Below are 14,044 nucleotides of genomic sequence, written 5' to 3' on the forward strand. Positions count from 1 at the left end.
GTTCCTCCCTATCCGGTGGTGGCTTGGCGAATGGTGAACTGCTGCACTGCGAGCCGGACGCCCTGCCCCCACACCTGGTCGGTGAAAACGCCCAGGCCGAAGGAGAACTGAGCGGGCACCGCGATCTGGGCACGGAGCCCGTTGTCACGCTTGGCGAACCGTGCGGCCTGCTCTCCCGGCAGCCGCAGCCCGAGCTCGTCCACGGCCAGGACCTGCTCGCCGCCGACGGACCAGCGCGCGGTGCCGGCCGGGGCGTCGTAGAGGATCGCGAGGTCGTGATGGTCGCCGGGCTCGCGATCCAGAACCGGTACGGCGTAAGAGAATCCGGCCCAGTCCGTACCTGGGAACGCCAGGCGCTCATAGACCGCGAAGACGCAGCGGTCGGTGACGATGAAGTCGAGCACGATCCCGGTCGGCCGGTCCACGCAGATCAGCACGGCCGCGCCGCATTTGAGCTCGCGGTGCGGGTCCGGCACGGAATCGCCGTACGGATGCCGGTCCAGGCCGAAGCCCTGGGCCGAGATCGTCGCCGACACCTCGGTCCGGCCGGCCGCGTCCGGCGGCGGGACGTCGGCGAAGGCCGCCCAGCGCAGGTGGTCCATCTCGCCGAGCGGGCCGTCGGTCGGGCTGAAGGCCGGCTCGCCGGTGTCCGGGTCGGTGTGCGCGGGCACGACCACGAGCCCTGCGGACCCCGTGCTCACGACGCCGTCGCCGTCGGGGAGCCCGGCACCGGCCGGCCGCAGCCGCCAGGACCCCGGGGCGAGGGCAGAACCGGCTCGGAAATCGTCCCGGAACACCACGCGCCAGGACGCGGCGATCGGGTCGGCGGCTTCGGCCGCGCTGCTAAAGGCCATGAGACGCACCGTGGACCGCCCGGCTCGCCGTGCGCTCGAACCCCGGTGGAGCAGTACTCGAGTGCGGATCTCGAGCCGTGTTCCAGCCACCTTCCAGACCGTGCGGGCATCGTCGCCCTGGCCATGCAGACCTTGTTTTCCCCACGACACACGGAGGCATCGATGGGTTCGAGCACTGATACGGACGCCGGGACGAAACGGCGCCGCGGCCAGCGCACCGCGGTGGCCGCCCTGGCCGTGGCCACGGCCACCGCGCTCGGCTCGGCCGGCGCCGGCGCGCACTCGGCCCGCACCCCGGGCTGGGCCGACGCCGCCAAGCCGGGCACGTCCACCGTCGGGACCTCCGCGTACACGTGCTTCGTGACCTACCCCGGCGGCAGCACGAACGTCCAGTACAGCCTGACGTTCACCGGTCAGGCGCCGGACCAGGTCGGCGCGCACCAGCCCTACGTCGCCGGCGTCACCTTCCCGACGATCACGCCGAACCCGGCCATCAACGAGCGCGTCGTGGACGTGACCTTCCGGTTCCGCCTCCCGGCCGGCTCGATCCTGTTGACCTGGAAGCTCAGCGGCGGCTCGGGCGTCACCGACCCGAGCGTCTCAGTGCTCGGCGACACCGTCACGGTCGAGGCCGACGGCCCGTTCCAGGCCTCGGCCCCCTTCCAGTTCCCGAATCTCAGCCTTCTGCTGCTCTCCGGCTCGGCCGGCACCGAGTCGCTGCTCCAGGAGGGCTCGAACCTGTCGGAGCCGTCCTTCTCCTGGGAACGCACCGACCTGGACGGAACGCAGCGTCCCTTCGCCTGCTTCCTGCCCACCGGCACCACGCTGACCAGCACGACAGTCGGCTGAAACGCCCACGACACCGAACCGGACAAGGAGGTGCGGGCCATGACGGTCCGGCATGCCGACAAGACGCGGCACGAGATCCTGGTGCTCGGCGCGACCGGGAAACAGGGCGGATCCACCGCCCGGCAGCTGCTCAAGCGGGGGTGGCAGGTCCGCGCCTTCGTCCGGGATCCGGCCAAGGCGCAAGCGGTGGACCTGGCCGGGCTGGGCGCGACGCTGTACGTCGGCGACCTCGACGACGCCGACAGCATCCACCGCGCGATGTACGGGGTCTACGGCGTGTTCAGCGTGCAGACGCCGCTCGGCCCGGCCGGAGTGCCCGGCGAGGAACGGCACGGCAAGCTCGTCGCCGACATCGCCGCGCACAACGGCGGCGTACGCCACTACGTCCACAGCTCGGTCGGCGGCGCCACGCGGCCCGAGGGTCTGCACTGGCGCGAGGCGAAGCTCCGGGTCGAGGAACGCGTGCTGGAGCACGGGCTTCCGGCCACGTTCCTTCGTCCGGCGTACTTCATGGAGAACCTGAACACCGACATGTATCCGCCGATCCTGGAGGACGGCGGGCTGGTCTACCGGCGAGGGCTGGCGGACGGCGTGAAGCTCCAGATGATCGCCGCGGCCGACATCGGCGTGTTCGCCGCGCAGGTCTTCGACGAAGGGCCCGAAGACGCCGTCGGGCACCATCTGGAGCTGGCCGGCGACGAGCTGACCGGCGCGGAGATCGCCGAGGCCTTCGCCCGGCACACCGGACTGAGCGCCCGGTACGAGGCCATCGCGCCGGACGACCTGGTCAACCAGAGCCACTGGCAGGTCGAGGCATACGGCTGGCTCAACCGCATCGGATACAGCGCGGACATCCCGGCGCTGCGCGAGCGGTTCCCGGAGCTGTCGACGCTGGACAGCTGGCTTGCCCGGACCGCCTGGAAGCCCGGCGCCCCGGCCGCTGCCCCAGCCGCTGCCCCGGCTGCCGCCTCCAGCCCGCAAGCCTGAGCCGTCGAAAGAGTCCGGCGCCGCTGCCGGAACCGTAAGAGTCCTGATCCGCACCACCGGCTGCTAAGGCGGGGTACCGATGTCCCAGCACGATCCGACCGGGCTGGAGGCGGCGCGGACCGCTTCACCGGTGTTCCACGACGACTTCCACAAAGGCTTCGCCGCCGCGGGTCCCGGCGCGCTCTGGCAGGTCCGGCCGGCTGCCGGTCTGCCCGCCGGCGACGGAGCCGTTCTCGTCTCCCCCCTCGGGCTGCACGTCGCGCCGCCGCACACCGATCCGGCGACCGGCGAGCCCCGGTTCGCCGACGCCGGGGACCAGCCGGTGCACGTGCGCTGGGCGGCGTTGGCGGCGCGCACCTCGAAGGCGGACTTCCCCGGTTTCGACGCCGTCCCGGGCACCTGGCTGGTGCTGGAGACCCAGATGTCGGTGACGCCCTTCGGCCTGGAGCGGATCGGCGCGGCCGCCGACGACCCCGCGGTCGCCGCCGCCGCGCTGATCACCACGGACCGGGAGACCGGCATGGTGTTCGACTTCATGGTCACCGGCGGCCGGGTGTTCGCCGTCTACGAACGCCTCGGCGCCCCGGACGCGCCGCACGCGGCGTTCACCTACACGGTTCCGGTCGCCGTCACCCAGCCGGGGCGCTCCCATACCTGTGTCGTCGCCTACGACGCGAGCGCCGGCACCGTAAGGTGGATCCTGAACGGAAGCAATGTACTGACAGTCGACCGCATCGGCGAACGGATGCCGGACGACAGCGCCCTGACCCGCGACAACGGCCGGCCGGCCGCGGTGTGCACCCCGCGTCAGCTGGCCGTGGGGCTGGGGATGTTCGCCGAGAAGTCGCTGGGGCAGGGCGTGCGCCTCGTGGTGCGCCGGGTGACGGTGCGGCGGGGCTGACCGCCGGCCGCGCCCCGCGGCCCCGAACCCCTCGTAGGAGCCTGCCATGCCGGACACCGAGCCTTTCACCGAGAGCCAGCTGGCCTACCTCGCGACCCAGCGGCTGGGCCGGTTGGCCACCATCCGCCCGGACGGCTCGCCGCAGAACAGCCCGGTCGGCTTCCGGGTCAACACCCGGCTGGGCACGATCGACATCGGCGGCATGAACATGACCGCCAGCAAGAAGTTCCGCAACGTGCGCCTCAACGACCGGGTGTCGCTGGTGATCGACGACATCGCCTCGGCCAACCCCTGGCGGGTGCGCGCCTGCGAGATCCGGGGCCGCGCCGAGGCGCTGGAGGACCCGGAGTTCCCGGCGATCGGCGGCCCGATCATCCGGATCCACCCCACGCGGATCGTCAGCTGGGGTCTGTGACCGCCGGGCCGGACACCCCGCGATCCCGCCGGTGTCCGGCACCGGCGCGCCCGAACCGCGTCATCCGAACCGCCTCGTCCGAACCGCCTCGTCCGAACGTCCAGCCCACCGATACCGGTGTTCGAGCCCGGCTCCAGCCCGGGCCCGGATCCTGAAGGCCGCGGGAGCCGGCTCCCGCGGCATGTGGACTCCTCGGGAGGCAGGCAATGACACGACGAGCCGTCATCACCGGAATCGGGGTGCGCGCGCCGGGCAGTCCCGGCGTGAAGGAGTTCTGGGATCTCCTGTCCGGCGGGCGTACCGCCACCCGGCGCATCACCTTCTTCGACCCCGCGCCCTACCGGTCCCAGGTGGCCGGGGAGTGCGACTTCGACCCGGCCGCCGAAGGGCTCAGCCCGCGGCAGGTACGGCGTCTGGACCGGGCCGCGCAATTGGCCGTGGTCTGCGCCGAGGCGGCGTTGCAGGACAGCGGCTTGGACCGTGCGGACCTCGTCCCCGAGCGCACCGGCGTGGTCCTGGGCAGCGCGGTCGGCGCGGCCAGCAGTCTGGAACGCGAGTACCTGGTGCTCTCGGACAGCGGCCGCAGCTGGGTCCCGGATCTGGGGCACCTGACGCCGCACATGGCCGACTACCTGACGCCCAGCGCGATGGCCGCCGAGACGGCCTGGACGGTCGGCGCCGAGGGCCCGGCGCTGCTGGTCTCCGACGGCTGCACCTCGGGCCTGGACTCGGTCGGGCACGCCGCCGACCTGATCGCCGAGGGGACCTGCGAGGTGGTGATCACCGGCGCGGCCGACGCCCCGGTCTCGCCGATCGTCGTGGCCTGCTTCGACGCGATCCGGGCCACCACCTCGCGCAACGGCGAGCCGGACACCGCCAGCCGGCCGTTCGACCGCACCCGTGACGGCTTCGTACTGGCCGAGGGCGCGGCGGTGTTCGTGCTGGAGGAGTACGAACACGCCCGGGCCCGCGGCGCGACCGTCTACGGCGAGATCGCCGGCTTCGCGACCCGCTGCAACGCCTACCACATGACCGGTCTGCGGCCCGACGGCCGGGAGATGGCCGAGGCGATCCGGCAGGCGCTGGCCGAGGCCCGGACCGGGGGCGGCGAGATCGACTACATCAACGCGCACGGCTCGGGCACCAAGCAGAACGACCGCCACGAGACCGCGGCGTTCAAGCGGAGTCTGGGCGAGCACGCCTACGCCACCCCGGTCAGCTCCATCAAGTCGATGATCGGGCACTCCCTGGGCGCGATCGGCTCGCTGGAGATCGCCGCCTCGCTGCTGGCGATGCGGCACGACCTGGTACCGCCGACGGCGAACCTGCACGAGGCCGACCCCGAGTGCGACCTGGACTACGTGCCGGTCGTGGCGCGGGAGCGGCGACTGGACACGGTGCTGTCGGTGGGCAGCGGCTTCGGCGGGTTCCAGAGCGCGATGGTGCTCAAGAGCGTGCCCGAGGCGGCGTGATGAGTACCCTGATGAACGCCGGCGCCACCACCGCCGATGCCGCCGACGCCTTTCTGGACGCCGCGGCCGGCGCGCCCCGTACGGCCCATCCGGTGATCACCGGCATCGGGATCGCCGCGCCGACCGGCCTGGACCTGGCGGCGCACTGGACGGCCACGGTCGAGGGCCGCAGCGGGATCGTGGAGTTGGAAGGCCTTCAGGACAGCGCCTATCCGAGCCTGCTGGCCGGGACGGTCGCAGGGTTCGATGACGCCCGGCGGGTCCCGTCACGGCTGCTGCCGCAGACCGACCGCGTGACCCGGCTGGCGCTGCACGCCGCGCAGCAGGCGCTCCTGGACGCCGGTGCCGATACGACGGCGGCTTCCGACGAGGAATTCCGCATGGGCGTCGTGCTGTCCAACGGCCAGGGCGGCTTCGAGTTCACGCACCGGGAGTTCCGCAAGCTGTGGTCCAAGGGCCCTGGTTTCGTCAGCGTGTACGAGTCCTTCGCCTGGTTCTACGCGTGCAACACCGGCCAGATCTCGATCCGGCACGCGCTGCGCGGGCCCAGCGCCGCCCTGGTCGCCGACCAGGCCGGCGGGCTGGACGCGATCGGCTACGCGCGGCGCGGTGTGCGGCGGGGCACCTCGCTGGTGCTGACCGGCGGGCTGGACTCGGCGCTGGACCCGTGGGGGTTCGCCAGCCAGCACGCGCCGGGCGACACCGCTCGGGGCGTCGGCGCGGCGTACCTGCCGTTCTCGCCGCGGGCCCGCGGGCACGTGCCGGGCGAGGGCGGGGCCGTCCTGGTACTGGAGGACGCCGAGTCCGCCGCCGCGCGCGGCGCCAAGCAGGTCTACGGCGCGGTCTCCGGGTACCGCGCGAGTTTCGATCCGGCGCCGGGATCGGACCGGCCGCCGACGTTGGAGCGCGCGATCCGCGGCGCTCTGGCCGACGCCGGGCTGGAGCCGTGCGAGGTGGACGCGGTGTTCGCCGACGGCGCCGGAAACCCGGCGGCTGACGCGTCCGAGGCCGCGGCGCTGGCCGCGGTGTTCGGGCCGCACGGCGTGCCGGTGACCGTGCCCAAGACGCTGACCGGCCGGCTGTGCGCCGGCGGCGGTCCGCTGGACGTGGCCACCGCGCTGCTGGCGATCCGGGCCGGCCTGATCCCGCCGTCCGGTCCCACCGACGCCCCTGATCGGCAGTACCGGCTCGACCTGGTCCGCCAGGCCCGGCCGGCCCGGCTTCGCAATGTCCTGATCCTGGCCCGGGGGCGGGGCGGCTTCAACAGCGCTCTGGTCCTCTCCGCGCCGCCGACGGCCCTGAGCCACCACTGACCAACCACGGACTGACCAAGGGGAGGAACGCCATGACCACACACGAGATGACCTTGCAGGAGCTGCGCGACATCCTGCTGGAGTGCGCCGGCGCCGAGGAGGGGATCGACCTGGCCGGCGACATCGCCGACCGCGGCTTCGACGAGCTCGGCTACGACTCGCTGGCGCTGCTGGAGATGGCGGCCAAGATCGAGCAGACCCGCGAGGTGAGGATCCCCGACGACGCGGTCTCCGGCCTGCGCACCCCGCGCTCGGTCCTGGACCTGGTGAACAGCGAGGCGGCAGCCGTGCCGGCCGTGTCGGCCGCGGCAGCCGCGGCGACTCCGGGGGCGGACCGGTGAGCGGCGCCGACGCCTCCGGCGGCCCGGGCCCGGGCACGCCGGTGCGCACCACGCACACGATCCGGGCCTCGGCACCGGCCCAGACCGTCTACGGGCTGCTGGCCGCCGCCGGCAACTGGCCGGCGGTCTTCGAGCCCACGGTGTTCGTCGACCCGCTGGAGCACGGCCCGGTGGCCGGCGGCGTCACCTTCGAGCGCTTCCGGTTGTGGGCCACGGTGAACGGCCAGGTCGTGTCCTGGTCCTCGCGCCGCGAACTGGACCCGGGCAGCCGGCTGATCACGTTCCGGCAGGAGCACAGCACACCGCCGATCGCGTCGATGTCAGGGAGCTGGCACGTCGAGGAACGCGGCGCCGAGGCCAGCGACGTCACGCTGGTCCACGAGTTCACGACCGTCGACGGCAGCGAGCAGTCCGCGCGGTGGATCACCGCGGCCCTGGACCGCAACAGCACCGCCGAGCTCGGCCAGCTCGCACGGCTGGCCGCGCTGGACGCCGCGCACGAGGCCGGCGGCGCGCTCGTGGACTCCTTCGAGGACGTCTTCGACATCGACGCCCCGCCGGCGGCGGTGTACGAGTTCCTCGACCGCGGCGACCTGTGGCACGAGCGGCTGCCGCACGTCGAGGAATCGGTGCTGACCATCAGCGAGGACGGCGCGCAGCACCTGGCGCTGACCACGGTGACGCCGGACGGCGACCGGCACCACACGGCGTCCACGCGGATCCGCGTCGACGCCTCGCGACTGGCGTACAAGCAGGAGAAGACGCCGGAGATCCTGCTCGGGCACGCGGGCCTGTGGACCATCGCGCCGCTGGACGGCGGAGCGCGGACGCGCGCCACCTCACGGCACACGTTCACGCTGCGTCCGGACGCACTGGAGCGGGTGCTCGGCGCGGGGACGACGGTCGCGGCGGCGCGGGCGCACATGCGCGAGGCGCTGGGGGCGAACAGTCGGGCGACGTTGGAGCACGCGGCGAAGTTCGCTTCCTGATTCGTGGCGCGGTGCGGCGGGACGCTCGGCCGGGTGCGTGGCGGCCGAGCGTCCCGCCGTTGCTGTGGCCGCTTCGCTGTGGTCGCTTTGCTGCGCCACTTCGCCCTCGCCGCTTTGCTGCGGCCGGTCGGGGACGTGGGCCCCTAGCCGCTGTCGAGCGCCGTTCCAGCACCGGGCGCGAGGCTGGTTCACCAAGAACCCGGCTCCGCCAAGACCTGCAAGGAGTGCGACGTGGTCACCCATCCTCCGCAATCACCGCCGCCCCGGCCGTCCGATCCAGCTCGCCTGCCGGCAGCGGCCGAGAAGGTCGCGGTCTTGGCCGCTGAGCATTCCGCCGAGACCGAAGCGGCTCGGGACCTGGCGCCGGAGGTGGTCGCGGCGGTCGTCGAGGCCGGCTTCGCGCGCTTCTACGTTCCCTCGCGTTTCGGGGGCGGCGTCGCGCCGGACGCCGCGCCGGACTATCGCGGCCTGGTCGAGGCCGTCGCCGCGGTCGGTCTCGGATGTGCCTCCACCGCGTGGTTCGCTTCGCTCACCGCGAGTCTGGGGCGGATGGCCGCGTTCCTGGCGGATTCCGCGCAGGAGGCGGTGTGGGGTGACGGGCCGGATCCGGTCGTCGTCGGGGCGCTGATGCCTGCTGGGAAGGCTGCTCGCGAGGGTGACGGGTGGCGGCTCAGTGGTGCCTGGCCTTATGTCAGTGGTGTGACGTCCTCGGACTGGGCTCTGCTGTGCGCGATGGCCGAGGGTGATGAGGGGGCGAAGCCGCACGCGCGGTTCTTCGCTGTCCCGCGCTCGGCTTACACGATCACCGAGAGCTGGTTCAGCGTCGGGATGCGGGGAACCGGGAGCAACACGGTCACGGTTCGGGACGTGCGTGTCGCCGCTGACTTCACCGTCACCCGCGAGGCGCTGCTCGCCGGGCAGGGACCGGACGCGGCGCCGGCCTATCGGGCTCCGCTGCGCTCCATCAATGGTCTGACATTCGCGGCGCCGCTGCTGGGTGCCGCGCGCGCCGCGCTGAACGCGCACACCGCCTCGCTGGCCGCCAAGCCCGCGCCGCTCGCCGACGACGCCGCCGCGCTGATCGGCCGGGTCGACGGTGAGATCGAGGCCGCCGCGGCGTTGCTGGACCGGGTGGCTTCGGCTGCCGAGCGCGGCGAGCACTCCCCCGACGAGGTCGCGCGCGCCACCCGGGACTGCGCGCTGGCCGCCGAGCTGCTGCCGGCCGCGATCGACCGGCTGGTACGCGCCTCGGGCACCTCGGCGATGGCCGAGACCTCGGCGCTGCAACGGTTCTGGCGCGACCTCAACGTCGGCTCCAGCCACATCGTGCTGAAGCAGCATCCCGCGGCCGCGGCCTACGGCGCGGCCCTCGTGAAGAAGGCAGGTGCGCGGTGACGAACGGCGAGGACGACTTCGTGGCCACCGTCGTGATCCCGGTGGCCGACGCGGACAAGGCGCGCGAACTGATCGAGGCGATGGCCGAGGACGTGCGCCAGTGGGTCCGGCACCTCCCGGGCTTCGTGTCCGCGAACTACCACATCAGCCTGGACGGCAAGCGGGTGTTCAACTACGCGCGCTGGACGAACGAGAAGGCCTACCTCGACGGCTTCCGCGCCGACCCGCGCAGCGCCGCGATGCGGGAGCAGATTCTGGCGCTGGCCGAGGGCGGACCGGAGATGGTCGGGTACCAGCCGGTGCGGTCGGTGGTGGCGGGCTGAGAAGGGCCACAGGCCGACAGCCGAACACGCCAAGCAACCAAGCAACCAAGCAACCAAGCAACCAAGCAACCAAGCTCAACCAAGCCCAACCAAGCCCAACCAAGCCCAACCAAGCCCAACCAAGCCCAACCAAGCCCAACCAAGCCCAACCAAGCAGCAAACCAAGCCCCGACAACCAAGCGACCAGCAACCAAATCTCGCAGCCAGGCGCAGGAGCGGCCTGCCGAGCGAACAGGCGCGCAGCCGGGGCACGGCAGTGCCCAGCCAGACAGGCAGCCTCGCCGTCGAGCGCCAAGGCAGCGCGGAACCGTGATCGGCCCTCGGAATTCGGGATTCCGGGGGCCGATCACGGTTGCGTTGCTTCGGTGTCGCGCGGCTAGGCGTGCCAGGCCTTGCCGATGGCGCGGATCGTGGCGATGCGTTCGGTGGTGTCGGCGTCGGCGGAGGACACCATGGCGCTGACCGTGGTGGCTCCGGCTTCGCGGTAGGCGGCGAGGCGTTCGGCGATGCGGCTGGGTGGCCCGATCAGTGCGGTGGCGTCGATGAATCCCTGCGGGACCGCCTTGGCCGCCGCCACACGATCGCCTGCCGCGACGTACTTGTACAGAGCGTCGAGCTCCGCGCCGTAGCCCATGCCGCGCGCCAGCCGTACGTAGATGTTGCGGCCGGGGCCGCCGACGGTGAGCAGGTGTGCGTAGTGCCCGCGCAGGCGGTCGGCGGCGAGCGCCGGGTCGTCGTGCACGAAGGCCGGTGCGCACACCAGGTAGTCGAACCCCGCGATGTCGCGGTCCGCGGCCGCGGCGCCGGCGTCGATCGCGGCGATGGAGGCGGTGGTCTGCTCCGGTGAGGAGAACATGCCGATCCAGCCGTCGGCGACGCGGCCGGTGAGCCGCAGGTTGCCCGGGCCGCCGGCGGCCAGGTAGACCGGTACGGCGCCGGGTGCCGCCGGAGCCAGCGGCAGCCGTACCGCGCCGGTGCCGTCGGTGCGCTCCGGATCGGTCGCGGCAGCCATACCCTCCCCGCTGATCGCCGCCCGGACCACCCGGACGTACTGCGCCGTGCGGCTCAGCGGCCGGTCGAAGGGCACCCCGTACCAGGACTCGGAGATGTCGGGGTTGGACACGCCCAGCCCCAGCCGGAACCGGCCGCCGGACAGCGTGTGCAGCGTCATCGCGGTCAGCGCGGTCAGGATCGCCGGCCGGGCCGGGATCTGCATGACACCGGAGGCCAGCAGGATCCCGTCGGTGGCGCCGGCCACCGCGCCCAGGACGCTCGGCGCGTCGGAGCGGTAGCCCTCGGGCGCGAGGACGATGCGGTAGCCGGCGTCCTCGGCGGCGCGCGCCAGCGGGACGGCGCCGTGGTGCAGGAGGTTGACGCCCAGATGCATGGCAGAACCTTTCTTCCCACCCCGGTCGGGAGCGGCGCTGGATCTAGATGAGGTGGGCGCCGCCGTCGGCGAGCAGCACCTGGCCGGTGGTGTAGCCGGAGCCGATCAGACCCCAGACGGCGTCGGCGACGTCCTCGGGGGTGCCGAGGCGGCGCAGCGGGACCGCGGCCTCGACGTGCTCGCGGATGTCGGTCATCTCGGCGGTCCAGGGCGTGTCGATGAGCCCCGGCGCGACCGCGTTGACCCGGATGTCCGGGCCGAGCGCGTTGGCCAGCAGCCGGGTCAGGTGGGCCAGCGCCGCCTTGCTGGCCGCGTAGGGCACGCTGCTGCCGGCCGGGCGCTCGCCGGCGACCGAGGACACGTTGATGATGCTGCCGCCGCTGCCGCGCAGATACGGCACCGCGGCCACGGTCGCGGCCCAGGCGGCGAAGACGTTGAGCTCGAACACGTCCCGCCACAGCGACAGGGGCGCGCCCTCCAGGTCGGCGTGCGCCACCCGCTGCGTGCGGCCGGCGTTGTTGACCAGCAGGTCCAGCCCGCCCAGCGCCTCGGCGGCCTCGGCGACGAGCCGTTCGGGCTCGCCGGGGGCGGCCAGGTCGGCCCGCAGGTAGACGGCCTCGGGCAGCTCGGCGGCCAGTTCGGCGCCGGCCTCGGCCGAGCGCGCCGAGTTCAGCGCCACCCGCCAGCCCTCGGCGGCCAGGCGGCGGGCCACCGCCAGGCCGATGCCCGAGGTGGAGCCGGTGATCAGCGCGGTTTTGCGATCAGTCATGAGGATTCCCGTCCGGCTCAGTAGTTGCCCAGGCCGCCGCAGACGTTCAGCGCCTGCGCGGTGACCGGTGCGGCGTCCTCGGAGACGAGGTAGGCGACCATGCCGGCGACTTCCTCGGGCGTGACGTAGCGCCCCAGCGGGACCCGCTCGGTGATCCGGGAGAAGGCCTGTTCGACGGTCGTGTCCCACACGCCGGCGTAGTACTCGCGCACCGCGGCGGCCATCGGGGTCTCGACGAAGCCGGGGCACACGGCGTTCACCGTGATGCCGGTGCGGGCCAGCTCCAGCCCGAGGGCCTTGGTGAAGCCGACGACCCCGTGCTTGGAGGCGCTGTACGGGCTGGCGTGCACGACGCCCTGCTTGCCGCCGGTGGAGGCGATGTTGATGATCCGGGCCGTGGGCAGCTCCCGCATGCCGCCGTCGGCGAGAACCCGCTTGGTCACCCGGAAGACGCTGGTGAGGTTGGTGGCGATGACGTCGTCCCAGACGTCGTCCGCGACCGACCCGATGTCGCCGCCGCCGGGCCGCCCGGCGTTGTTCACCAGGACGCCGATCGGTCCGGACGCGGCCACCGCGGCGGCCACCAGCGCGTCGATCTGAGCCGGGTCGCGCACGTCGGCGACCAGGCCGTCGGCCTTGGCCCCGGCCCGGCGCAGCTCGTCGATCGCGGCGGCCAGGCGCTCGCCGTCGCGGCCGCAGACGAACACCGGGGCGCCCAGCGCGCCGAGCCGCCGCGCCACGGCCAGGCCGATGCCCTGGGTCGCGCCGGTGACCAGCGCGGTCTGATTCAGCATGGTTCCTCCCTGGGGGTCTTGGGTCTCCAGCCTCGGCGCGGCTGCTGGAAGCGGCCTGGAGGGGCGATCGAGTCCGGCGGTGCGCCCGGCGGTGCGTCCCGCGGTGCGCCCGACGCGTGCTCCGCCCGGCTTCGAGCCGGTCTCCAGGCACCGCGGGCACGGTGGACCCGGCCCACTGGACCCGGCACGGGAGGGAATGACGATGGCCGACCACTGGTCGCAAGCCGCGCTGTACGCGGAGGTGCAGCAGCACCAAGCCCGTCAGATGCACGCCCTGGACGAGGGGAAGTTCGAGGAGTACGCGGACACGTTCACCCCCGACGGGGTCTTCCGGCACACCCCAGGCCGCGACCCGGCGATCGGCCGCGAGGCGATCGTGCGGGAGCTGAACGAGTTCCACGAGCGCTATGCCGAGGACCCCGTCCAGCGCCGGCACATGTTCACCATGCTGGCCATCGACGAGCTCGACGAGCTCGACGACTCAGCGGTGCAGGCGGACTTCTACACGCTGGTCCTGACCACCCGGGTCGACGGGCTGACGGTCGGTCCCAGCTGCCCGGTGCGCGACGTGCTGGTGCGCGGCGCGGACGGCCGGCTGCTGACCGCCAGCCGCTGGGTGGAGCACGACAACCGGACCGTGGCCGAGCGGACCGCGGCCGCGCGATGACCGGGACCGTGGCACGCGGCCAGGACGGCGCGGCGTTCCGCGCCGCGATGAGCCGGTGGGCCAGCGGCGTGGCCGTGGTCACCACCCGCGACGCGGCGGGCCGCTGCCACGGCTTCACCGCGACCTCGTTCACCTCGGTGTCGCTGGACCCGCCGATGGTCCTGGTGTGTCTGGACCGGGCGGCCTCCTGCGCCGAGGCGTTCGCCGTCGCCACGACGTACGCGGTGCACATCCTGCACGGCGGCCAGGAGGAGCTGGCCCGGCGCTTCGCGCGCAAGGGCGGCGACAAGTTCGCGGACCTGCCGGTCCGGGTGTTCGGGACCCCGGTGCTGCCGGACTCGCTGGCGGTGCTGGAGTGCCGGGTCGCCGACCGGTTCGCGGCCGGGGACCACACCGTTCTGCTGGGCTTGGTACGGCGCGCGGAGTCCTTCGCCGGCGCCCCGCTGCTGTACCACGACCGGGCGTTCGCGGACGTGGCCGCCCGGGTGTCCGCGCCGGGGTGACGCCGGGCGCGCGCGAAGCGGCGCCACCGAGCTGGTCGGTGGCGCCGCCTCAGGTTCGGACACAGTCAGAGGTCTGACGCACTCG

General features: G+C 73.2%; 16 protein-coding genes. 12 read left to right on the plus strand and 4 right to left on the minus strand.

The features are described from left to right. Positions 1–8 precede the first annotated feature (8 nt). A complete protein-coding gene (locus CACI_RS32100; protein WP_015795059.1) occupies positions 9–854 on the minus strand; it encodes a DUF6081 family protein in 846 nt (281 codons plus the stop codon). Between the two features lie 162 nt (positions 855–1,016). On the opposite strand from CACI_RS32100, the gene CACI_RS32105 reads away from it, so the two are divergent. The 10 genes from CACI_RS32105 (at position 1,017) to CACI_RS32150 (ending at position 9,839) form a co-directional block, all read left to right on the plus strand. After that, positions 1,017–1,703, plus strand: coding sequence for a hypothetical protein (locus tag CACI_RS32105; protein WP_015795060.1), 687 nt, complete (start codon positions 1,017–1,019; stop codon positions 1,701–1,703). 39 nt (positions 1,704–1,742) lie between these two features. Continuing rightward, on the plus strand, positions 1,743–2,690 hold the full coding sequence (locus CACI_RS32110) for an NmrA/HSCARG family protein (RefSeq protein ID WP_015795061.1): 948 nt from the start codon (positions 1,743–1,745) through the stop codon (positions 2,688–2,690). Between the two features lie 79 nt (positions 2,691–2,769). Beyond that, positions 2,770–3,591: a DUF6081 family protein gene (locus tag CACI_RS32115; RefSeq protein WP_015795062.1), complete on the plus strand. Its 822-nt coding sequence runs from the start codon at positions 2,770–2,772 to the stop codon at positions 3,589–3,591. 46 nt (positions 3,592–3,637) lie between these two features. Then, positions 3,638–4,006: a PPOX class F420-dependent oxidoreductase gene (locus CACI_RS32120; protein ID WP_015795063.1), complete on the plus strand. Its 369-nt coding sequence runs from the start codon at positions 3,638–3,640 to the stop codon at positions 4,004–4,006. A gap of 206 nt (positions 4,007–4,212) precedes the next feature. Then, complete coding sequence (locus CACI_RS32125) at positions 4,213–5,478, plus strand: beta-ketoacyl-[acyl-carrier-protein] synthase family protein (protein ID WP_015795064.1); 1,266 nt, start codon at positions 4,213–4,215, stop codon at positions 5,476–5,478. Beyond that, a complete protein-coding gene (locus tag CACI_RS32130) occupies positions 5,478–6,791 on the plus strand; it encodes a beta-ketoacyl synthase N-terminal-like domain-containing protein (protein WP_015795065.1) in 1,314 nt (437 codons plus the stop codon). The genes CACI_RS32125 and CACI_RS32130 overlap by 1 nt, the downstream gene beginning before the upstream one ends. Positions 6,792–6,823: 32 nt before the next feature. Continuing rightward, entirely contained in the window at positions 6,824–7,132 is a 309-nt protein-coding gene (locus tag CACI_RS32135) for an acyl carrier protein (RefSeq protein ID WP_015795066.1), read from the plus strand. Next, the gene (locus tag CACI_RS32140) at positions 7,129–8,121 is read left to right on the plus strand and encodes an aromatase/cyclase (protein ID WP_015795067.1); all 993 of its coding nucleotides are present in this window, start codon (positions 7,129–7,131) and stop codon (positions 8,119–8,121) included. The genes CACI_RS32135 and CACI_RS32140 overlap by 4 nt, the downstream gene beginning before the upstream one ends. A 315-nt stretch (positions 8,122–8,436) precedes the next feature. After that, the gene (locus CACI_RS32145; RefSeq protein ID WP_223297303.1) at positions 8,437–9,516 is read left to right on the plus strand and encodes an acyl-CoA dehydrogenase family protein; all 1,080 of its coding nucleotides are present in this window, start codon (positions 8,437–8,439) and stop codon (positions 9,514–9,516) included. Beyond that, positions 9,513–9,839: an antibiotic biosynthesis monooxygenase family protein gene (locus tag CACI_RS32150; protein ID WP_015795069.1), complete on the plus strand. Its 327-nt coding sequence runs from the start codon at positions 9,513–9,515 to the stop codon at positions 9,837–9,839. The genes CACI_RS32145 and CACI_RS32150 overlap by 4 nt, the downstream gene beginning before the upstream one ends. Before the next feature lie 376 nt (positions 9,840–10,215). Here the strand turns inward: CACI_RS32150 and CACI_RS32155 are convergent, their stop codons facing one another. The 3 genes from CACI_RS32155 to CACI_RS32165 are packed head-to-tail and all read right to left on the minus strand — an operon-like array spanning position 10,216 to position 12,789. Then, positions 10,216–11,226 carry an LLM class flavin-dependent oxidoreductase gene (locus tag CACI_RS32155; protein ID WP_015795070.1) on the minus strand — a complete coding sequence of 337 codons (1,011 nt, stop codon included), beginning with the start codon at positions 11,224–11,226 and terminating at the stop codon, positions 10,216–10,218. A gap of 43 nt (positions 11,227–11,269) precedes the next feature. Then, the gene (locus CACI_RS32160; RefSeq protein WP_015795071.1) at positions 11,270–11,995 is read right to left on the minus strand and encodes an SDR family NAD(P)-dependent oxidoreductase; all 726 of its coding nucleotides are present in this window, start codon (positions 11,993–11,995) and stop codon (positions 11,270–11,272) included. Between the two features lie 17 nt (positions 11,996–12,012). Next, positions 12,013–12,789, minus strand: coding sequence for a 3-oxoacyl-ACP reductase (locus tag CACI_RS32165; RefSeq protein ID WP_015795072.1), 777 nt, complete (start codon positions 12,787–12,789; stop codon positions 12,013–12,015). Positions 12,790–12,991: 202 nt separating this feature from the next. Here CACI_RS32165 and CACI_RS32170 point away from each other — a divergent pair, with 202 nt between their 5' ends. Both CACI_RS32170 and CACI_RS32175 read left to right on the plus strand, forming a co-directional pair. After that, on the plus strand, positions 12,992–13,456 hold the full coding sequence (locus CACI_RS32170; protein ID WP_015795073.1) for a nuclear transport factor 2 family protein: 465 nt from the start codon (positions 12,992–12,994) through the stop codon (positions 13,454–13,456). Further along, positions 13,453–13,959: a flavin reductase family protein gene (locus CACI_RS32175; RefSeq protein ID WP_015795074.1), complete on the plus strand. Its 507-nt coding sequence runs from the start codon at positions 13,453–13,455 to the stop codon at positions 13,957–13,959. The genes CACI_RS32170 and CACI_RS32175 overlap by 4 nt, the downstream gene beginning before the upstream one ends. Positions 13,960–14,044: the final 85 nt, after the last annotated feature.

Source organism: Catenulispora acidiphila DSM 44928, from assembly GCF_000024025.1.
Lineage (GTDB): Bacteria > Actinomycetota > Actinomycetes > Streptomycetales > Catenulisporaceae > Catenulispora > Catenulispora acidiphila.